This is a genomic window from Aestuariibaculum sp. YM273, from assembly GCF_030908365.1.
Classification (GTDB): Bacteria; Bacteroidota; Bacteroidia; order Flavobacteriales; family Flavobacteriaceae; genus Aestuariibaculum; species Aestuariibaculum marinum.
Map to the genome: position 1 here is coordinate 3,022,419 of NZ_CP133090.1, position 21,382 is coordinate 3,043,800.

Consider the following 21,382-nt stretch of genomic DNA (forward strand, 5'->3'; position numbering starts at 1 on the left):
GCTAATAGTCTTATCTGTTAATCATTCCTAGTATTTCCTCTTCAAAATTTCTAGAGAAGATATTGGCGCCACTACTAACAATAGTCTTGCGTTTGTCAACCAAATAGGTTTTTGTCATAGGTTGTACAGCAAGGAATTCTTTCGAAACCTTTGGATTTTTTAGAACGTATTCAAACTGTAAAGGGAACCTTTTGTCTACCAGCGATTTTTTAATTTTATCACTGTCGTAGTTGTCTATATTAACAGAAATAAAGTTCACCTCAGGATACTTCATTCTTAACTCTCTAAGCTTGTAATGACTTTCTTTAAAATGATCGTAGTACAAATGCGACCAAAAGGTAATAACCGTAGGTCTGTCTATAGTTTCTTTAAGATCTAAATCATTATTTCTAAAATCCATAACCTTTACCGAAGGGAAAGGAGCTCCGTTTTTTGTAACATCAAGCATGGATACAAAACGCTTAAGGTTTTCTTTGCTTTGCTCATCGTTACTTTTGTTTAAGAATGAATTCAGAAGTTTGTTATTACTAACAGAGTCAGTGCTTTTTGCCAGATAATTTATGGTATAGTAATGAAGCAGTTCATCTTTAATAACAGGATTATCTACTAAACTATCAATCAATTCTAGTTTATCTAAGGTATAACAAAGCGAACTTCTGTTAAAATGCCCTTTATCATTATGGTTATAGTGCTCATGAAGCGCCATATTATTAAAGCTATGTCTTAAAAACTTATCGTAGTAGTGATTGTCTTTAAAGAAGGCATCATTATAATCGATATCTTTTCTGTAATCATAAAAATCTTTAGGTAAAGATTCCAGAATTGAGCTTTTATCTCTTCCGTAATGTACAAAAGGGTACACCTCTCTACTTGAATAATAGTTATAATTAATGTCTGCCATAGCTATTTTATCAAATAGCTCGGAAGTTTCATAACGATCTTTAAAAAGCTTTAAGTTTTTAAGTTTGATAAATTTCAAAGAATCAATACGTTTTATGTAAACGCTAGGTTTTAACTGGCAGTATTTAAAAATATTTTTTTCCTGAATTTCGTTTGCTAAAAACTCATTAATCAAATAATTATTCTTTTTATCGCCACGCCCTGTATAAACCAAAGATTCATCAAACTCTAGTGTATTTAATCTAAAAAGTAAGCTGTCTTGAGGTTCTAAGAATACAACTTGAATTTCGCCGCCATGGTGAAACGTATAAAGTCCGCCACTTTCAATATTTTCTAATTTGTAAAGAAAGCGATTACGATGATCTAACTTAACGGTATCTATAATTTTATCGGCTTTAGAGAGCACCACAAAGTCATTACCTGGATTGATAATTTCTCCGCCAAAATATGCATAATTATCATTTTCAGCTTTTTTATCATCCACACAGTTAAACAGTGATAAACCTAAAAATATGCATAAATAGTGTAATTTCATAGAATGTTTGGTCGACTTTATTACAATACAAAAATATGGGTTGTATTGATATAGTGCTGTTAAGGCGTTGTTAAAGTTGAAACTTCGAAAAAACAGCTAATATAACAAAATCATTGATTCATTGGTGGTAAAATTCAGTATTGAAGTTTCCACTTACCGATTGAATTTTCTACTTTTGCACAAATTTAATCTAAGTCAGGTATTATAAAGATTATAAAGGGCTTGCTTTAGATTAATAAACAAAATAGAAATCAAGATTTTACATCTGAGTTAAACGAATATAAACTTATGTTATCAGTATCAAATTTATCAGTACAATTTGGAAAACGTGTGTTGTTCGATGAAGTAAATACAACATTTACTTCTGGGAATTGCTACGGAATTATTGGCGCAAATGGCGCCGGTAAATCTACGTTTTTAAAGATTATCTCAGGGAAGCAGGACGCAACTTCAGGTCATGTGCATTTAGAGCCGGGAAAACGTATGTCGGTTTTAGAGCAGAACCACAACCTATATGATGAGCATACGGTGTTAGAAACCGTATTAATGGGGAACCAACCTCTATATAAAATTAAAACGGAAATCGATGCGCTATACGCGGATTATACCGATGAGAATGCTGAGAAGATTGGAGAGCTTCAGGTGCAGTTCGAAGAAATGAACGGTTGGAATGCCGATAGCGATGCGGCTGCCATGTTGTCTAATTTAGATATTAAGGAAGATCTTCATTATACCTTAATGAAAGATTTAGATGGTAAACAAAAAGTAAGAGTGCTTTTAGCTCAGGCATTGTTTGGTAATCCAGACGTGTTAATTATGGATGAGCCTACCAATGATTTGGATTATGAAACCATTTCTTGGTTGGAAAACTTCTTAGCAAATTACGAAAACTGTGTCATTGTAGTATCTCACGACCGTCACTTCTTAGATGCTGTTTGTACTCATATTTCAGATATTGATTTTGGAAAAATAAACCATTTCTCTGGTAACTATACGTTCTGGTATGAGTCGTCGCAGTTAGCAGCACGTCAACGCGCGCAACAGAATAAGAAAGCCGAAGAAAAGAAAAAGGAACTTGAAGAGTTTATCCGTCGTTTCTCTGCTAACGTTGCAAAAAGTAAACAGGCAACAAGTAGAAAGAAAATGATTGATAAATTAAATATAGACGACATTAGACCAACAAGTCGTCGTTACCCTGCTATCATTTTCGAACGCGACAGAGAGGCTGGAGATCAAATTTTAAATGTTCAAGGTTTAGCCGCTTCTATTGATGGCGAGGTGTTATTTAAAGACATCGATTTAAATTTAGCTAAAGGAGATAAAGTTGTTGTGTTTTCAAGAGATTCAAGAGCAACAACGGCTTTTTATCAGATTTTAAACAATAAACAAGAAGCTGATGCTGGTAAATTTGATTGGGGTGTAACGACCACACAATCGTATTTACCGTTGGATAACAGTGAATATTTTGAAAACGATTTAACCCTAGTGGAATGGTTACGCCAGTGGGCTAAAACCGAAGAAGAACGCGAGGAAGTACATATTCGTGGTTTCCTTGGAAAAATGATTTTTAGTGGGGAAGAAGCGCTTAAAAAATCGAATGTACTTTCTGGAGGAGAAAAAGTGCGTTGTATGTTGAGTAGAATGATGATGACGAGAGCTAACGTATTAATGTTAGACGAACCTACCAACCACTTAGACCTGGAAAGTATTACAGCGTTCAATAATTCGTTAACGAACTTTAAAGGAACAGTATTATTCACAACCCATGATCATGAGTTTGCTCAAACAGTTGCAAACCGTGTTGTGGAGTTGACTCCAAATGGTGTTATCGATCGTTATACAACGTTTGATGAATATATGGAAGATTCAAAAATTAAAGAATTGCGTAATAAAATGTATTCTGTTACAGCGTAGTAGAAAAATTTATAAAAAAAAAGCGGCTTCATTGGAAGTCGCTTTTTTTTGCTGAAATAATTCTTAGGCTTCCAATTCGGAAGTAATATCGTTTATTATTTGTGTTGCTCTTTCTAGTTCATCCTGATGCACAAACACTTCTTGAAAACCCGGAAGAATACCACCACCAAAACCAGCCAATCGAGCCGATTCGGTTTGATCTTTAACAATAGGGTTGATGTTGGCATCCTCAAGTTCTAAAACGAAACGCTTCACCATAATGGCATCGCCTGTATATATTTTTGTGTATTCTGATGTTTTCATAATTAAGCTTCTAATTCAGGGGTTAAACCATCTATAACTTTGGTAGCAGCTTCAAGCTCATCCTTATGAACAAAAACTTCCTGATAATCCCTGTTTCCACCAAAGACATCTGATATTAATCCGGTTTCTGATTGTTCCTTAACAACAGCACTAATGCCTATTTTATCTAATTCGTGAATTACGCGTCGGGTGGTTACTAAACTTCCCGTATATATTTTTATGTAATTTGAGTCTTTCATGGTATTAAGTTTTAATAGTTGTCTTCTAAATATACGATATTTTTGGGAATTTACATCGCCTGGATGGCTTCAAAACTCGGCTTTATTGATTATATTTAATATATAAATCGATACCGTGAAAAATCTACAATTCGTATTCCTGTTATTAGCGCTTATTGCCGAGGTTATAGGGACAATTGGTGGTTTTGGGTCTTCAGTTTTTTTCGTACCTATTGCTAATTTTTATTTTGATTTTCAAACCGTTCTAGGAATTACTGCCGTGTTTCATGTGGTAAGTAATTTGAGTAAAATAGCCTTGTTTAAAAAAGGAATTGATAAAAAGTTAATCCTTTATATAGGCGTTCCGGCTGTGTTGTTTGTCATAATAGGAGGTGTGGTGAGTAAGTATTTAAAAGTGACTTTTTTAGAGTTGTTTTTAGGTTTGTTTTTAGTATCCCTGAGTTTACTATTTCTCATTAAGAAAGATTTAATTATTAAACCACATAAAAAAGAAGCTGTAATTGGGGGAACGTTGTCTGGGTTCGTGGCTGGTGTCGTGGGAACAGGAGGAGCCATAAGAGGACTTACCATGGCAGCGTTTAATCTGGAAAAAAACGTATTTATAGCAACTTCTGCAATTATAGATTTTGGAGTTGATTTGAGCCGAACCATTGTATATTTCTTCAACGGGTATATTAAAGAAGATATCTTAATTTATATTCCGTTTTTGGTAGGCATTGGCATTCTTGGTACGTATTTGGGGAAATTGCTTTTGAATAAAATCTCGCAGGAAAATTTTAAAAAAATCTCTCTGGGATTAATATTAATTATTGGTATTGTAACGATAATAAAAAGCGCATTCGATTAAAAAAATCAAATGCGCTTTTATTAAAATATCTAAATCGTAAATTATCTTAATTCTGCACCTAATTGGCTTTCAAAATTAGATTGTAATTTACTCATAATCTTATCGATTTGTTTATCGTTAAGTGTTTTGTTTTCATCTTGAAGTGTAAAACTTACCGCGTAACTCTTTTTGCCGGCAGGTAAATTTTTTCCTTGATATACATCAAATAGATTTACACTTTTTAGTAATTGCTTCTCTGTTTTTCTTGCAATTTTATAAATCGATTCGAATGAAACCTGATCGTCTAGTAATAAGGCGAAATCACGACGAACTTCAGGATATTTAGGTATTGGTTGAAAGACCACTTTATTACGTTTTACAATCGTTAAAATAGTATCCCAGTCGAAATCTGCAAATAAAACCTCCTGAGCAATATCGAAATGCTTTAAGATAGGTTTTTTTACTAATCCAAAATCTACCAATTTCATTTTTCCTAAACTGAAACTAACACCTTCAGCAAAGACATCAGAACTTACCGGACTTTCATTGTAATTTGAAACACCTAAGCGTTCTAAAACGTTAATCACATAGCCTTTTAAGTAGAAGAAATCGCTTTTTGTACTTGGTGAATTCCAATTTTCATCAGCTTGGTTTCCCGTTACAAATAATCCTAAGTGTTTAAATTCTTCTCTTTTATCTTCAGTGAATCCGTGGTATGTTTTTCCGAATTCAAAGAATTTTAAATCACTACGTCTTCTGTTAATGTTAAAAGACACAGCTTCCAATCCTGAGAATAATAATGATTGTCTTAATACAGATAAATCACTACTTAATGGATTTAGCATACTAATGTTATGCTCTTCTTTTAGCTGTTCACTTAACGCTGCATAATTAGGCGTTGTTAACGAATTGGATAGTGTTTCAAAGAACCCTAAAGAAGCTAACTGATCTCCAATAATATTTTGAATTTTATGATCTTCAAAACGTGTTGAATTAGAAATAGAAGCGTTTAATTTCTCGGTAGTTTTAATATTGTTGTAGCCGTAAACACGAAGTATTTCTTCAATAATATCGGCTTCACGTTGCACATCGTTTCTGTAAGCAGGAACCGTTAAGCCTAAACCAGTTTCGGTAACGTTATTAACTTTAATTTCTAAAGATGATAAAATACGTTTAATAGTTTCCTTCGGAATTTCTTCACCGATTAATTTTTTAGCACTATCAAAACTTAAACGTACCTGAAAATCTTCAATTTTGTTAGGGTAGAAGTCCATAACATCTGAAGTTATTTCACCTCCTGCAATTTCTTTAATCAATAAAGCTGCTCGTTTTAATGCATATTCGGTTGTATTAGGATCGATACCACGTTCAAAACGGAATGATGCATCGGTATTTAATGCATGGCGTTTTGCCGTTTTACGAACGCTTACTGGATTGAAATAAGCACTTTCTAAAAAGATGCTTGTGGTTGTTTCTGAAACACCTGAATACTCGCCACCAAAAACACCAGCGATACACATTGGTTTTTCGGCATCACAAATCATTAAATCATCTTCGTGCAATTCACGTTCAACACCATCTAAGGTTTTGAATTTTGTTCCTGAAGGCAGTGTTTTTACTTCTACTTTCTGACCTTCAATTTTAGCAGCGTCAAATGCGTGAAGCGGCTGACCTAATTCGTGTAGTACGTAATTAGTAGCGTCAACGATATTATTAATAGGAGCTAAACCTATCGCTTTTAATCTATGTTGTAACCAAGCAGGCGATTCTTTTACTTTTAAGCCTGAAATGGTTACGCCGCAATATCTTGGTGCTAAGTCTTTATTTTTTACTTCAACATCTATTTTTAGCGTTCTGCTATCCACATGAAACGCACTAACTGATGGCGTGATTAACTCTAAATTAATTTCTTTCTGTACTAAACCAGCTTTTAGGTCACGAGCGGTACCCCAGTGACTCATGGCATCGGCACGATTTGGTGTTAATCCGATTTCGAATACATGGTCGTTTTCAATTTCAAATAAATCGGCACAAGGTGTTCCTACTTCAATTTCAGCATCTAAAACCATGATGCCATCGTGCGATTTACCTAAACCAAGTTCGTCTTCGGCACAAATCATTCCGTGACTTTCTTCACCACGAATTTTTCCTTTTTTAATGGTCCAGGCTTCTCCTTCTTCAGTGTATAATGTGGTTCCAATAGTAGCAACAGGAACTTTTTGTCCGGCGGCAACATTAGGTGCACCGCATACAATTTGAACAAGAGCATCGCCGCCAATATTAACGGTAGTAACCTTTAATTTATCGGCATTAGAATGTTGTTCGCATGTTAGTACCTCGCCAACAACAACACCTTGTAAACCACCTTTTACAGATTGGTAGGTATCAATACCTTCAACCTCTAAACCTAAATCTGTAAGTAAATCACCAGTCTCCTCTGGTGTCCAATCTGTTTTTATAAATTGTTTTAACCAATTATAAGAAATCTTCATAAACCAAGTTCTAATTTAAGGCTGTAAAGATAAAATATTGCGGTTAGCATTCAAACATAAACCCCTAATTTATCTCGTTTTTAGAAGGATATTAAACAACAGTGTGTTAAGTTTAAAATTATAGGTTTTCGATAAGCAAATTATAGTCGTATTGTAGGTCTTCATGAAGAGTAGAAACTGTTTTTTTAACTAACGCTAATTGTCGGTTATAAAGGTTTTGGAGCTGTGCACTTCGTTTGTAACTTGGTTTAAAATCTTTTAAAACCTGTAGGAAGTAGAGTAGTAGCTCAACCTCGGTTTCTTTGTTTTGAGAGTATCGAATATACTTTTTAGTTTGCGTTAAAATCTTACGAACACTTTTTCTAATGTAGAAATAACTTTTCGTGTTTATGGCTTCAAACTGTGTGTCTATATGCTGTTTGATACTTTCTATATAACCGTTTTCATAATCAGCTTCAAAAAGCAAGTAGGTGACAAGCTCCTTATTTTCTTTTTTGAATTTAGATAGTCTTAGGCAGATTTCTAGAAGTTCTTCTGGAGATTTGTGTTTTAACTCCTTTTTTATGTTCGCAATAGAAGTGGCCTTCAATGCTTATTGCTTTTTGAATCCATCAATAGAAAATTTACCTGGTCCCATTAAGAATATAGCAATAAAGCCGATTAGATATAAAATCGATTTTTCTTTAACACCAATTGGGTCGCTGACATGAACTATGAATCCGGCCACCAACATAGTTATAATTACAGGGATGGTTGCCCAACGGGTTTTAAAACCAATTAGCACAAGTAATGGTGCTACGGCTTCTCCAATAATTGCTAAACTGAGTGATAAAGTTGGGCCAAGCCCAATAGGATCAGCAAACTTAATTGGCCCTAAAAACAGGGATTGAAATTTAGGGATACCATGCGTAAGCATCATGACGCAGAATCCTATTCTTAGAACTAGTAAACCGATATCAGGAAAATTCCTTTTCATAAGTAGTATATATTTGAATTAAATATACACTAATTTAGCGAAGTTTCGGAAATTCTTCAGGATTTGTTTCGTGCATTACCGCGTAAACAGCTTCGAAGATATCTTCAGCAGAAGGTTTAGAGAAATAATCTCCATCGTTACCATAGGCTGGTCTGTGTTCTTTAGCTGTGATGGTTCTTGGCTGACTGTCTAAATACTGGTAAGCGTTTTGTTTGTTGATAATTTCATTTAAAATATAAGCTGAAGCTCCACCAGGCACATCTTCGTCAATTATCATAACACGGTTTGTTTTCTTAATACTTTCAACAATATCATGATTTAAATCGAATGGCATTAATGATTGAACATCGATAACTTCAGCATCGATGCCAACAGCTAATAGTTCATTAGCGACCTGTTCCACAATACGAAGCGTTGAACCGTAAGATATTAACGTGATGTCTGAACCTTCTTTAAGTGTTTCAACCACACCAATAGGTGTTTTTAAATAACCAAGGTTGTTAGGCATTTTCTCTTTTAAACGATAACCGTTAAGGCATTCTACTACAATAGCTGGATCGTCGCCTTGTAATAAGGTGTTATAGAAACCAGCTGCTTTAGTCATGTTTCTTGGAACTAAAACATTAACCCCTTTTACTAAATTTAAAATACCGCCCATTTGTGAACCGGAGTGCCAGATGCCTTCTAATCTGTGCCCTCGAGTTCTAACAATTAAAGGAGCCTTTTGTTTTCCTTTAGTCCTATAATGTACTGTTGCTAAGTCATCACTTATAATTTGTAAGGCATACATTAAGTAGTCTAAATACTGAATTTCGGCGATAGGCTTTAATCCTCTTAGCGCCATTCCAATACCTTGCCCAACTATAGTTGCTTCTCTAATACCTGCATCAGCAATACGAAGTTCGCCGTATTTCTCCTGTAATCCTTCAAGTCCTTGATTAACGTCACCAATGTTTCCGGTATCTTCTCCAAAAATCAAGGCTTCTGGGTGTTTACTGAAAATAGCATCAAAGTTGTCTCGAAGAATAATTCTTCCATCAACCTGAGGCGCTTTTTCATCGTAAGATGGTTTCACCTCTTTGATTAAAACATTTGAATGTTCGGTTTCAGAATATAAATGTGAACTGAATCTAGGTTGATTATCTTCAAGACACTTGTCAATCCATTGAATTAACTGGTCTTTTTTTGCAGAAGTTTCACCTAAAGTATATCTTAAAGCACGTCTACCATGAGATAGGATATCTTTTCTGGTAGGCTCGTCAATAGCTTCTAAACTATCTTTTAATTTATTAATGAAAACACCATTTACACTAGTTTCAGCCAATTGCTTTAAAACTGTGACTAATTCACGTTGCTCGTCTGAAATGGGTTTTAAGAACGTCGTCCAGGCTTTGCGTTTAGCTTCCTTAACTTCTCTTTTAATAACACGATCAATTTCGGTTAAATCTTCGTTTGTTGCAATGCCGCTGTCAATAATCCACTGACGCATTCTGGTATTGCAGTCGTGTTGTGTTTCCCAGTTTAAACGTTCAGGTGATTTGTAACGTTCGTGAGAACCAGAGGTTGAATGTCCCTGAGGCTGTGTTAACTCTGTAACGTGAATTAATACAGGAACGTGCTCCTCGCGGGCAATAGCACTTGCTTCCTGATAAGTCTCGATAAGATTCGCATAATCCCACCCTTTTACGCGTAAGATTTCGTATCCTTTATTGGTTTCATCACGTTGAAATCCTTTTAGAATTTCTGATATATTTTCTTTTGTAGTTTGATGTTTTGCATGAACAGAGATACCATATTCATCATCCCAAACACTAATAACCATAGGCACCTGTAATACACCGGCAGCGTTTATGGTTTCAAAAAACAACCCTTCACTAGTACTGGCATTACCAATAGTTCCCCAGGCTACTTCATTTCCGTCTACTGAAAAGTTAGAAGTGTTAATACCTTCAACATTTCTAAATATTTTAGAGGCTTGAGCTAATCCTAACAAACGTGGCATTTGACCCGCAGTAGGAGAGATGTCTGCACTTGAATTGTATTGTTTGGTTAAGTTTTTCCAGGTACCGTCGTTATTTAAACTATGAGTCACGAAGTGGCCACCCATTTGACGACCTGCTGACATAGGTTCTTCCTGAATATTGGTATTAGCGTATAAGCCAGCAAAAAACTGTTCTGGAGTTAGTTCGCCAATAGCCATCATAAAAGTTTGGTCGCGATAGTAACCTGAACGCCAATCTCCTTTTTGAAACGCTTTAGCCATGGCTAACTGAGGTACTTCTTTACCGTCTCCAAAGATTCCGAATTTTGCTTTTCCGGTTAATACTTCACGTCGACCTAGTAAGCTACATTCCCGACTTCTCACTGCTGTTTTATAATCGTTTAAGACTTCTGTTTTAAAATCTTCGAATGAGATGTTGTTTTTCAAATCTGGAATTGATTGCATGTTAAATACCTCTTTTAAACTTTGTGCAAAAGTAGTTAATCTTTACGTGTTATGCAATTATATTTGATTCAAAGAAACTAACAATTTTCTAAAAAAATGAGTTTTAGGAAGTTTTGATTGAAAAATTTTTATAAAAAATGCTGTTTGAGTAAGAATTGTTTAACGAGTTAAAACCAACGCCTTCTAAATAAACCTAATAAAACTTGTGGGTCTAAAGTGAATTTTATCCTTATTCGTTCTTCATATTGAGGCTGAGAGATTTCCCACCCTAAATTAGAATAAATAGGGAAGTAAACTTCAAAATAATCGGTAACCAAATTGATGCGTATACCTGAATCGTAGACAAATTTGGCGTGATCGAATTTATTCTTAACAAAACCAATATCTCCATACGCTAAAATGTATCGCCAAAGGGTTGTACTTGCGTTAACGGTAGAAATCCATTGGTTAGCAAAGGGTGTGTCTAGTTTAGATTTAAACCCCCCTTCAGCTTCAATATACTGTTGACTGAAAATTCCAGAGCTTTCAGATCTTCCTAAATAAGGTAATTCAAATAAATAATCCGTTGGGCGATCTAGCGCAAAGCTAAAATAATCTGAATCAATATCGTTTCTGTTGCTTAAAAAGGCCCCGGTATATGAACGAACGTTAAGCTGCCTGTTGTTGTGAAATAAGTGTCTGTACTCGAAATTAAAGGCTAATTTGCTAAACGTTTTTCCAATTTGCAGATCAGTATACCACTTTGTATAATTAATTAAGTTATCGTTGGAATGAATGAATCGTGCATTAAATACATTATAACTAGGTTCGTCGGTAGTGTAGATGTTATTAATATCCTTATCGCGATGAATATCAAGATACCTAAACGATAGCATTTGTCTTTTATTAGATCGGAAATTATCGTCCTGTCTGAATTGAAAAGTTAAAGAAGGTGTAATTTGTCTAACAAATAAATTAGGAGCATAAGAGCTATAGCCTCCAACTAAACCATAGTTGATCGCATAAAGGTTTTTGTTTTCAAGATAATGCGTCATGGCTATAACACCAGATCCGGTAAATGATCTGGATTTAAATGCATACTGAGGTGAAAATTTGTAACTTAATCGTTTTTTTAATAAGGTTTTATTGTAGGTTTTGACACCTAAAGTGAAACCGTCGTAAATATTATTAAATTCCAAAAGCGGCATGAAAAATACCTGATTGTAATATGGGTCTTCTATATCTTTAAATAGCCTGAACTGTAACGGTTTGTTGTTAAAAAAGAACCCTTTTAAGGACTTCCAGTTGTCACGCTCATTAATTTCTGGAATAATACTGTTGTAGTTTAAAACAAGCTTATTGGCGTCATTTCTTGGAAGAGTAAGGGTTTTATTCTCACTAATGTTTTCAATCCATGTTTTGGAAATAACACTATCATTGTTTAAAGTATAAAGCGACACCGGCATGGTGTTGTGTCTTTTGTTTTTAATAGTAACCGTTATGGAGTCTTCGGTTTTGTGTACATCTTTTATTTTAAAGTCTAATTTGCTACGGGTTTTTAAATAATCGTTGAAGAACCAATTGATATTTTTATCGGTTTTAGATTTTAAGTAAGGTTCAAAATCTGAAGCTTGGATTGGTTTTAATTTGTTATTGTTAACAAAAGATTCAATGGAGCTTTCAACAATATGGCTATTAACAAAATCGTCTAAGTATTTTAACCCAATACCAGCTTTGTATTTATTGGCGATATTAGCATTGAATTTTAGAAGTGAATCCTTAGCCATAACCAAAGGTTGATCTCTATTGGTTCTTGCCATAAGCATAAAGGCCAGATTGTATTTGTCATTAAAACGCATGTCTGCCGCATGAAACGATCGAACACCCCAAAAATTAGCTAAAGACCCGAGGAATTTCATATTTGGGTAATGTTCCTCAACATAATTCATCAAATAGAAAATCTCAATACCATCAATTAGCCATTGGTCTTTTCTTGGGTTTAGGAGTAAGGTGTTTTCTAAATAATTACGAAGCGCTACTTTTAATAGTTTAAGTTCGTATTTAAAATGACTAGGGTAAGTTTTTATAAAGCTCGGTAGAAAATTTAATCCGTAAACGGGGTTGTCGTCGTAATCGGTTTGGGTAGCAAAGAGTTTTTCATGAGGATAATCACCAAACTTTTTTGTGATATACTTTATTATTTTTTCAGTAATGAGAACCTTATCTATAATTTCTAAATCTTCATCATTAATATCTGAAACTATAGAAAAGTCATTTGTTTCAACGGTATTGAAATTAGGTGTTTTACTAATAAATAATTTGTTAACTGTTCTATTTTTTCCTTTTAGGTTAAATATTTTATAATCATTTGTTTGTGATTCATTATCTAAATTTAAATCTGAAGTTAATGTATGCGTTTTAGGGATTTCTAAAATTAACGAAATATCAGATTTTGGGATGAACAAATCGTTTAAATCTTTGTTGCTAAAGTATTGCCATTCACCATTATATATTGCAGGTGTGATATACCAATATTTTAAATTTAAATCGCCTGTTTTAGTAATGCCATACCCGGTAAATTTATCGCTGGGTAGCTGTACAATATATTCCAGATGTATATTGTATGATTCTCCCGGATATAATGCTGAATTCAATATTACTTTAACGATATCTATCTGGCTTTTTAAATCATGATATGCCAAATCTGTATCATTACTCTTTACAGAAGTTAAAATAGAGAAACCACGTTCGTCGTTTTTAGCTAAGTGAAAATCGTTGCGGTATTCATCGGCAATTCGTCTTGCTAAAGGTGTTGTTTTTGTAGCATACGAATTCCCCCAGTTACTTAAATAAATAGAATGAAGAGTGTCGTTTGAAGTGTTTTGATATTGAATATTTTGAGAGATTTTAATCTGCTTATTTTCAATATTAAAAATGGCATGCACGTCAATTTTGTTTTGGCTAAAACAAGCAAGGCCAACAAGAAGGCTAATGGTAAAACTAAAATGACGTAAATTCAATTTTTATTAAAGATTAAGGGTTGCAAATGTATGTTTATTATCACAATATAGCGATTAAACCGAATATTGTTAGATAATTTATAAACGAAAAAAATACTTAAACGGGCTTTAAAAATTAGGACTTAATCCTGATTCTTTGTAGAAGCTATCAAGTATGTTTATAACCTCATCTTCAGAATCGACTAAATGAATTAGATTTAAGTCTTCAGGGCTAATATTACCGTGACTAAGAAGAGTTGATTTAACCCATTCTATAAGTCCTTCCCAGAATTCTGTTCCGACAAGTATGATTGGGAATTTTTCTATTTTATGCGTTTGTATCAGTGTCATTGCTTCAAATAATTCATCTAAAGTTCCAAAGCCACCTGGCATAACAACAAACCCTTGAGAGTATTTAACAAACATAACCTTTCTCACAAAGAAATAATCGAAATCTAAACTTTTATCGGAATCTATATAAGGATTATCGTGTTGTTCAAAAGGTAATTCTATGTTCAGGCCAACAGAGGTTCCGCCACCTATATGTGCTCCTTTGTTACCGGCTTCCATGATACCTGGTCCACCACCTGTAATTACACCGTATCCGGCTTCAACAATACGTCTGGCTATGTTTTCGGCAAGTTGATAATATTTTTGATCTGATTTTGTTCTGGCCGAACCAAAAATAGATACACAAGGACCTATTTTGCTCATTTTTTCAAAACCATTAACGAATTCGCCCATGATTTTAAATATTGCCCATGAATCATTTGTTTTAATCGCATTCCACCCTTTAGGGTGTTGTTCTTTTCTCATAGTAGTGCATTAAATTTTTTATAGTTCATTAAGCATGTTGTATACTTTGCTTGGTGAACTGCTCAAATTTAGTTTTCTATTTTATGAAAAGCAAACGGCGATACGCTTATTATTTATAGGCCCAATTCTTTCTTTAAAAATTTAGCAGTATAACTCTTTTTATGCATGGCAACCTCTTCAGGTGTACCTTCAACAACAACTTTTCCACCACCTTTTCCACCTTCGTAACCAATATCAATAATATGGTCGACAGCTTTAATAACATCGAGATTGTGTTCTATAATAAGTACTGTATTGCCTTTATTGGCTAGCTTGTTAAGTACGATCATAAGAACTCGGATGTCTTCAAAGTGTAACCCTGTTGTAGGTTCATCTAAAATATAGAAGGTGTTCCCTGTATCACGTTTACTAAGCTCTGTAGCCAGTTTAATACGCTGTGCCTCACCGCCAGATAGCGTTGTGCTTTGTTGGCCTAATGTAATATAGCCTAGACCTACATCTTTAATAGTTTTAAGTTTGTTAAAGATTTTTGGAATATGCTCAAAGAAATCAACAGCTTCATTAATAGTCATATTTAAAACATCACTAATAGACTTGCCTTTATATCGAATTTCGAGAGTTTCACGATTGAAGCGTTTGCCTTGGCAGGTTTCACATTCTACATAGACATCGGGCAGGAAATTCATTTCAATAACTTTCAATCCGCCACCTTGACAAGTTTCACAGCGTCCGCCTTTTACGTTGAAGCTGAAACGTCCCGGTTTGTAACCACGAATCATAGCTTCAGGAATTTTAGCGAATAAACTTCTAATTTCACTAAAAACACCCGTGTATGTAGCTGGATTGCTTCGAGGTGTTCTACCAATAGGCGACTGATTAATATCAATTACCTTATCGATGTGCTCTAAACCTTTAATGCTTTTATAAGGCATCGGTTTTTTAACGCCATTAAAGTAATGGGCATTTAAAATAGGGTATAGGGTTTCGTTTATTAAAGTAGATTTTCCACTACCAGAAACACCTGTAACACCAATCATTTTTCCTAAAGGGAATTTAACAGATACGTTTTTAAGGTTGTTACCTGTACACCCTTTAAGTTCTAAAAATTTACCGTTGCCTTCACGACGCTTTTTGGGAACTTCAATTTCTTTTGAGCCATTTAAATATTCTGCCGTAAGTGTGTCGTGCGTTAAAAGCTCCTGTGGTGTGCCAATGCTGATTATTTTACCGCCATGTTTTCCGGCTTTTGGACCGATATCTATAACGTAATCAGCGCGTTCAATCATGTCTTTATCATGCTCAACAACAATAACTGAATTTCCAATGTCACGTAGTGAAACCAAGGAGTTAATCAATTTTTCATTATCGCGTTGATGCAGACCGATACTCGGTTCGTCTAAAATATAAAGAACCCCGACAAGTTGTGATCCTATTTGTGTTGCTAATCGAATACGTTGGGCTTCTCCGCCGGAAAGCGATTTTGAGCTTCGGTTAAGAGATAAATAATTTAAGCCGACATCTAATAAAAACTGAAGTCTGGATTTGATTTCCTTAAGAACCTCTTCGGCTATTTTTAATTGTTTCTCTGAAAGATGTTTGTTTAAATCGTTAAACCAATCAGCTAATTCAGATATATCAGTATTAGCAAGTTCTGCTATATTTTTTTCGTTTATTTTAAAGTATAAAGATTCTTTTTTAAGTCGTGAGCCTTGGCATTCAGGGCATATTACTTTATCCATATACTCTTTTGCCCAGCGTTTAAGAGATGTGGTTTCAGCTGTTTTATATTGATTTTCTATAAAATTGGCAACGCCTTCAAAATCTATTTTATAATCTCTTGTAACTCCTAAGCTTTTACTTGTAATAGAGAATTTTTCATTACCGCCATAAAGAATCATGTGTTTTGCTTCCTCAGGGATGTCTTTATAAGGATCAGATAGGCTAAAGTTATAGCGTTGCGCAATGGTGTTTAATTGTTTGAAAATCCAGCTGTTTTTTTCCGGACCATGTGGAGCTAAAGCGCCGTTCTTTATAGATAAAGTATCATCGGGAATAATTTTCTTTTCGTTTACTTTTCGCATGGTGCCTATACCATTACAAGCCGGACAAGCGCCTTTTGGAGAATTAAATGAAAAGTTGTTAGGTTCCGGATTAGGATATGAAATGCCCGACGATGGGCACATTAGTTTTCTACTAAAATAGCGCACCTCTTGAGTATCCTGGTCTAAAATCATTAAAACATCATCACCATGATACATGGCTGTATTAATGGTTTCAGTAAGGCGTTTATCGTTATCTGCAGACTCGTCAATAACCAAGCGATCGATAACTATTTCAATATCGTGAGTTTTGTAACGATCTAGTTTCATCCCTTTTTTAAGGTCTTGAATTTCGCCGTCTGTTCTTACTTTTACAAAACCCTGCTTGGCAATTTGTTCAAATAATTCACGATAATGTCCTTTACGTGAACGAATAACAGGAGCTAAAACATTAATGCGTTTACCTTTAAAATCTTTTATGATTAACTCTTTTATTTGTTCGTCGCTATAGCTTACCATTTTGTCTCCGGTATTGTAACTGTAAGCATCACTGGCGCGAGCGTAGAGTAGGCGCAAAAAGTCGTAGATTTCGGTAATGGTTCCAACTGTAGATCGCGGAGATTTACTGGTGGTTTTTTGTTCAATAGCGATTACAGGAGACAGTCCGTCAATTTTATCAACGTCAGGCCGCTCGAGTCCACCAAGGAATTGTCTGGCGTAGGCCGAAAAGGTTTCGATGTAACGTCGTTGTCCTTCCGCATAAATGGTATCGAAAGCCAAAGATGATTTTCCACTACCTGATAAACCGGTGATCACCACAAGTTTTTCTCTGGGAATAGATACATCAATGTTTTTTAAATTATGTACTCGTGCTCCTTTTACTTCTATAAATTCTTCGAAATGACTCATATAATCGCAAAAGCGCAAAGTTACAATTTTAGTTGTTAAATTATTAAGAGGAAGACTTCTGATTTTAATTAATCATCAATAAAAAAAGCTGCATTATTAAATGCAGCTTTGGTGGTGTATTTTACTAGTTGGTAAAGTTTCGTAATGTCTGAAATATATTCAGAACAAAAATTTTGTGTAATCATCTCTAAAAAACACTACGGTTTAATATTGAGGAATTACAATGGTAATTAGTTTAATTGTGGTTCTAAAGTAATAGAGTTTAAGCGATTATGCAAACTGTTATTTTGTTTGATGGTCTTAAAAATGTAATGTTGTTGTTGTTTGTTTTCGGATTTTTAAGGGGTGTTTGTGTTTAATTTGTGTTAATTTATTGTTAAGCGCGGGTTTTTATGGGGTAGATGATTGGAGTTTATGAAAAATTAAATTAATACCCCTCAAATCTAAGGGGTAAAAAAAAGTTAACTAATGTTAATTATTTAACAAATTTTTAAGAAATGTAAAGTGTTAGAAGCTTGTTTTTATGTCTTCTATCTCAATTCCTAAAAATAGCAGTTTATGAAATGTAGGTAGTTGTGCTTCGGTCGAGGTGGTAACCCAATCGCTCCATGAAGCTTCTAGCCCGTCAATGGGTAATATTGATGTCCACATTTTAAAGCTTTTAGGTTTCCCAGATTCATCAAAAAGCCATAAGTAGGAATCTCCGGGGGTAGACCCTCCTGTAGTAAAGGTTATTAGTAGGCCTTTTTTATTATCTGGTAAGTTAACTAATCGGCGTTCGGTTCCTTTATCAAAAACTTTATATGGTGCCACCAACCAAAACGAATCGTTATTGAAATATTTTATAGCTTTTTCTATAAGTTCATCTGCCAATTCTCCATGCACGTTAAAACTATGAACAAAGGCTTGGTGGTTACTAGGGTTGTTTAAATCGAGGTCAACACGGTATTCTTTCCAGTATACCTTGCAGGAGCTATTGGTTTTGTTCCATTCGTAATGGTGTCGTTTCTTAAAGGTCCATTCAATATGTTTGGTGGCTTTATAGGCTTCGTCATTTAATGAAGCTAACATATTTTTAGCGAGTAAGTCTGCTTCCTCGCCTTGAATACCTTGCGGAAGCTCTTCATTATATTTAAAGTAAAGGAAACTAAAAAACAGTATACTGGGAAGTGTAAAAAACACGACTACTCCGAAAAATATTTTTAAACTGCGTTTTAGTTTCATAAGCAAATGATGTATGAAGAATTGAAAATAGTAAGAACCTGACTAAGCTCTAAAATATTAATATATAACGACTTGTGAAAATAAAATAGATTAAAACCGATAGTTGTAGTAAGTTTTCGATAAAATACGACCCTTACGTTGTTTACGAAGCGTTTTTGTTCAGTATAAAAGTATGTTCTTTTAATTTCTGTTTGGAGAAATGTATAAGTTCATCAAAAAACTCAGAAAACTCATTTTCAAATTCATTGTAAAACTCTTCTAGTTCATTAACCGCTTCATTCATACTAGAACGATGTTTGGTGCGGCGGTTCATGCCGTCTAGAACTCTTGCAATGCCGTCAATTGAGGAATAACTTAACAACCAGTTGTCGGTCATCATATAAGGCATCATTTTTTGAATCCGCATAGGAAGTAAGTCGTAATGGTTTTCTAAGGAGTCGTAAAATTCTTCCGAATACACTTTTAAGGGGCTATCATGGTACATATGCCAGTTTTTAGCTAAAAAGTGATCGTACAAAATATCAACTATAACCCCAGAGTAATGCCCGTATTTTTCGTGAAGTCGCTTGGTACTTTGTCGTACGACTTGATGTGCATCTGTAAACGTATCAATATTTCGATGCAGTAGAATGCCGATTTGAATATCGGTGTTGTAATTTTTGTAGGCTTTTCCTTTTATGCCATCAGCAATAAAATTACCAATAGTAACTAATTCGTTTTCTCCGGAAAGATAAATATGGGCTAAGTAATTCATTTGTGAAATTTACGAATTAGGTTTTAAGAATTACAATTTTGTAATTGTATATTTGTTTCAAACTAAATTTAATTAAAAAAATTAATGACATTAATAAAATCTATTTCGGGAATTAGAGGAACCATAGGAGGACAAGTAGGAGAGAATTTAACGCCTATTGATGCGGTTAAATTTGCAGCCGCTTATGGTGCATGGATAAAGCAACAAAGAGATAAAAAAGATTATAAAGTTGTTGTGGGTAGAGATGCTCGTATTTCGGGTAAAATGATTCAGGATTTGGTAATGAACACTCTAGTTGGTGTGGGTATTCATGTCGTAGATATAGGTTTGTCAACGACTCCTACGGTAGAAGTAGCTGTTCCTATGGAGCATGCTGATGGAGGTATCATTCTAACAGCAAGTCACAACCCTAAACAATGGAACGCTTTAAAGTTATTGAATTCCGATGGAGAGTTTTTAGACGGTGTTGAAGGTGCTAAAATTTTAGATATTGCTGAAAGTGGTACAATCGATTTTGCCGATGTTGATAGTCTAGGAAAAATAACAAAGAATAAAGCGTATATCGATTTACATATTATTGAGGTTTTAGATTTACCTCTAGTAACTGTAAATCCTATTGAAGAAGCGCGTTTTAAAGTGGTGGTAGATGGTGTGAATTCTACGGGAGGCTGGGCGATACCTTTATTGCTTGAGCGATTAGGTGTAGAAGTTGTTAAGTTATATTGTGAGCCTAACGGACATTTTCCTCACAATCCGGAACCTTTAAAGGAACATTTATCAGAATTATCTAAACGTGTGGTGGAAGAGCGTGCTGATTTTGGTATAGTGGTTGATCCGGATGTTGATCGCTTGGCGTTTGTGGATGAAAATGGAGAGATGTTCGGTGAAGAATATACCCTTGTGGCTTGTGCCGATTATGTATTGAGTAAAACACCGGGAAATACCGTGAGTAATATGAGTTCAACACGTGCGTTACGTGATGTTACCGAAAAGTACGGAGGCACTTATGAAGCTAGTGCCGTTGGTGAAGTGAATGTGGTGAAGCTAATGAAGCAAAACAAGGTAGTTATTGGTGGTGAAGGTAACGGCGGAATTATATATCCCGAAGCACATTACGGACGTGATGCCTTGGTTGGTGTGGCTTTATTTTTAAGCTTGTTAGCAGAAAAGGATATGAAGGTTAGTGAACTTAGAAAAACGTACCCAGACTATTATATGAGTAAAAAGAAAATTGAATTAACACCAAGTCTTGATGTCGATGCTATTTTAAAAGCTATTGAAGAACGTTATCAAAATGAACAGTTGACTACAATTGACGGTGTGAAAATTGATTTTCCTGAAAATTGGGTACATTTAAGAAAAAGTAACACAGAACCTATTGTTAGAATCTATACTGAAGCTAAATCTCAAACCTTAGCCGATGATTTGGCAGATAAGTTTATAGAAGAGATTGGTTCGATTGCGGGTATTAACGTTTAAAAACTATTTTAGTCATGACTACAAAATTTTTATTTACCGTATTATTGGCAATGCTTTTTTTGCAGTCGTGCGATAAGGAGAAGGAATACAGTTCTGTTGACGAAGTGAATTGGAAAAAAAGAATGGTCCATTCAACTTTACCTGATTCTTTAGTTCAGGGGAAAACATATTTATCGGTGTATTCTCAAATTTATAGCGAAACAGAACACCGTATTCATAGTTTAACAGCTACAGTAAGTATTAGAAATATAAATGTTTCTGATACGGTTTATATCGATAAAGCCACCTATTTCGATACCCATGGAAATGCGATACGTACATATTTTGATAAAACCATTTTTGTGGCCCCAATGGAAGCAGTAGAAATTGTTATAGATGAACGTGATGAAGAAGGAGGAACAGGAGCAAATTTCTTATTTGACTGGCGAATTAAGAATACATCAAACTCACCGTTTTTTGAAAGTGTTATGATTTCAACTTCAGGACAGCAAGGTATTTCATTTACAACACAAGGAAAAGAGCTTAAATAGTAAAGAATTTGTAAAAAACAAA

Annotated in this window: 16 protein-coding genes; 4 read left to right on the forward strand and 12 right to left on the reverse strand. The window is 34.6% G+C overall.

Features of this window, described 5'->3' with window-relative positions:
• Nucleotides 1-10: 10 nt before the first annotated feature.
• The gene (locus RBH94_RS13005; protein ID WP_307881291.1) at nucleotides 11-1,435 is read right to left on the reverse strand and encodes a hypothetical protein; all 1,425 of its coding nucleotides are present in this window, start codon (nucleotides 1,433-1,435) and stop codon (nucleotides 11-13) included.
• Nucleotides 1,436-1,723: 288 nt separating this feature from the next.
• On the opposite strand from RBH94_RS13005, the gene RBH94_RS13010 reads away from it, so the two are divergent.
• Complete coding sequence (locus RBH94_RS13010) at nucleotides 1,724-3,349, forward strand: ABC-F family ATP-binding cassette domain-containing protein (protein ID WP_188221871.1); 1,626 nt, start codon at nucleotides 1,724-1,726, stop codon at nucleotides 3,347-3,349.
• Between the two features lie 63 nt (nucleotides 3,350-3,412).
• Here RBH94_RS13010 and RBH94_RS13015 read toward each other — a convergent pair whose 3' ends face one another.
• Both RBH94_RS13015 and RBH94_RS13020 read right to left on the reverse strand, forming a co-directional pair.
• Nucleotides 3,413-3,652: a putative signal transducing protein gene (locus RBH94_RS13015; RefSeq protein WP_307881292.1), complete on the reverse strand. Its 240-nt coding sequence runs from the start codon at nucleotides 3,650-3,652 to the stop codon at nucleotides 3,413-3,415.
• Between the two features lie 2 nt (nucleotides 3,653-3,654).
• Entirely contained in the window at nucleotides 3,655-3,891 is a 237-nt protein-coding gene (locus RBH94_RS13020) for a DUF2007 domain-containing protein (RefSeq protein ID WP_188221873.1), read from the reverse strand.
• Between the two features lie 115 nt (nucleotides 3,892-4,006).
• Between RBH94_RS13020 and RBH94_RS13025 the strand changes: the two genes are divergently transcribed.
• Nucleotides 4,007-4,738, forward strand: a complete 732-nt coding sequence (locus RBH94_RS13025) for a sulfite exporter TauE/SafE family protein (protein WP_307881293.1) — start codon at nucleotides 4,007-4,009, stop codon at nucleotides 4,736-4,738.
• A gap of 41 nt (nucleotides 4,739-4,779) precedes the next feature.
• Here RBH94_RS13025 and pheT read toward each other — a convergent pair whose 3' ends face one another.
• The 9 genes from pheT to RBH94_RS13070 form a co-directional block, all read right to left on the reverse strand.
• A complete protein-coding gene (pheT, locus tag RBH94_RS13030) occupies nucleotides 4,780-7,209 on the reverse strand; it encodes a phenylalanine--tRNA ligase subunit beta (RefSeq protein WP_307881294.1) in 2,430 nt (809 codons plus the stop codon).
• Between the two features lie 118 nt (nucleotides 7,210-7,327).
• On the reverse strand, nucleotides 7,328-7,798 hold the full coding sequence (locus RBH94_RS13035) for a hypothetical protein (RefSeq protein ID WP_307881295.1): 471 nt from the start codon (nucleotides 7,796-7,798) through the stop codon (nucleotides 7,328-7,330).
• 3 nt (nucleotides 7,799-7,801) lie between these two features.
• Complete coding sequence (locus RBH94_RS13040; protein ID WP_307881296.1) at nucleotides 7,802-8,185, reverse strand: DoxX family protein; 384 nt, start codon at nucleotides 8,183-8,185, stop codon at nucleotides 7,802-7,804.
• A 34-nt stretch (nucleotides 8,186-8,219) separates the two neighbouring features.
• On the reverse strand, nucleotides 8,220-10,631 hold the full coding sequence (locus RBH94_RS13045) for a thiamine pyrophosphate-dependent enzyme (protein WP_307881297.1): 2,412 nt from the start codon (nucleotides 10,629-10,631) through the stop codon (nucleotides 8,220-8,222).
• Nucleotides 10,632-10,798: 167 nt separating this feature from the next.
• Nucleotides 10,799-13,555, reverse strand: coding sequence for a metalloprotease (locus RBH94_RS13050; RefSeq protein WP_307881298.1), 2,757 nt, complete (start codon nucleotides 13,553-13,555; stop codon nucleotides 10,799-10,801).
• Between the two features lie 183 nt (nucleotides 13,556-13,738).
• Nucleotides 13,739-14,425, reverse strand: a complete 687-nt coding sequence (locus tag RBH94_RS13055) for a TIGR00730 family Rossman fold protein (RefSeq protein WP_307881299.1) — start codon at nucleotides 14,423-14,425, stop codon at nucleotides 13,739-13,741.
• A 113-nt stretch (nucleotides 14,426-14,538) separates the two neighbouring features.
• The gene (gene uvrA, locus RBH94_RS13060) at nucleotides 14,539-17,373 is read right to left on the reverse strand and encodes an excinuclease ABC subunit UvrA (RefSeq protein WP_307881300.1); all 2,835 of its coding nucleotides are present in this window, start codon (nucleotides 17,371-17,373) and stop codon (nucleotides 14,539-14,541) included.
• A gap of 507 nt (nucleotides 17,374-17,880) precedes the next feature.
• Entirely contained in the window at nucleotides 17,881-18,597 is a 717-nt protein-coding gene (locus RBH94_RS13065) for a hypothetical protein (protein ID WP_307881301.1), read from the reverse strand.
• Between the two features lie 142 nt (nucleotides 18,598-18,739).
• Nucleotides 18,740-19,351, reverse strand: a complete 612-nt coding sequence (locus tag RBH94_RS13070; protein ID WP_188221883.1) for an ACP phosphodiesterase — start codon at nucleotides 19,349-19,351, stop codon at nucleotides 18,740-18,742.
• Between the two features lie 84 nt (nucleotides 19,352-19,435).
• On the opposite strand from RBH94_RS13070, the gene glmM reads away from it, so the two are divergent.
• Both glmM and RBH94_RS13080 read left to right on the forward strand, forming a co-directional pair.
• A complete protein-coding gene (gene glmM / locus RBH94_RS13075; protein WP_307881302.1) occupies nucleotides 19,436-20,830 on the forward strand; it encodes a phosphoglucosamine mutase in 1,395 nt (464 codons plus the stop codon).
• Between the two features lie 14 nt (nucleotides 20,831-20,844).
• Complete coding sequence (locus RBH94_RS13080) at nucleotides 20,845-21,360, forward strand: DUF3124 domain-containing protein (RefSeq protein WP_188221885.1); 516 nt, start codon at nucleotides 20,845-20,847, stop codon at nucleotides 21,358-21,360.
• Nucleotides 21,361-21,382: the final 22 nt, after the last annotated feature.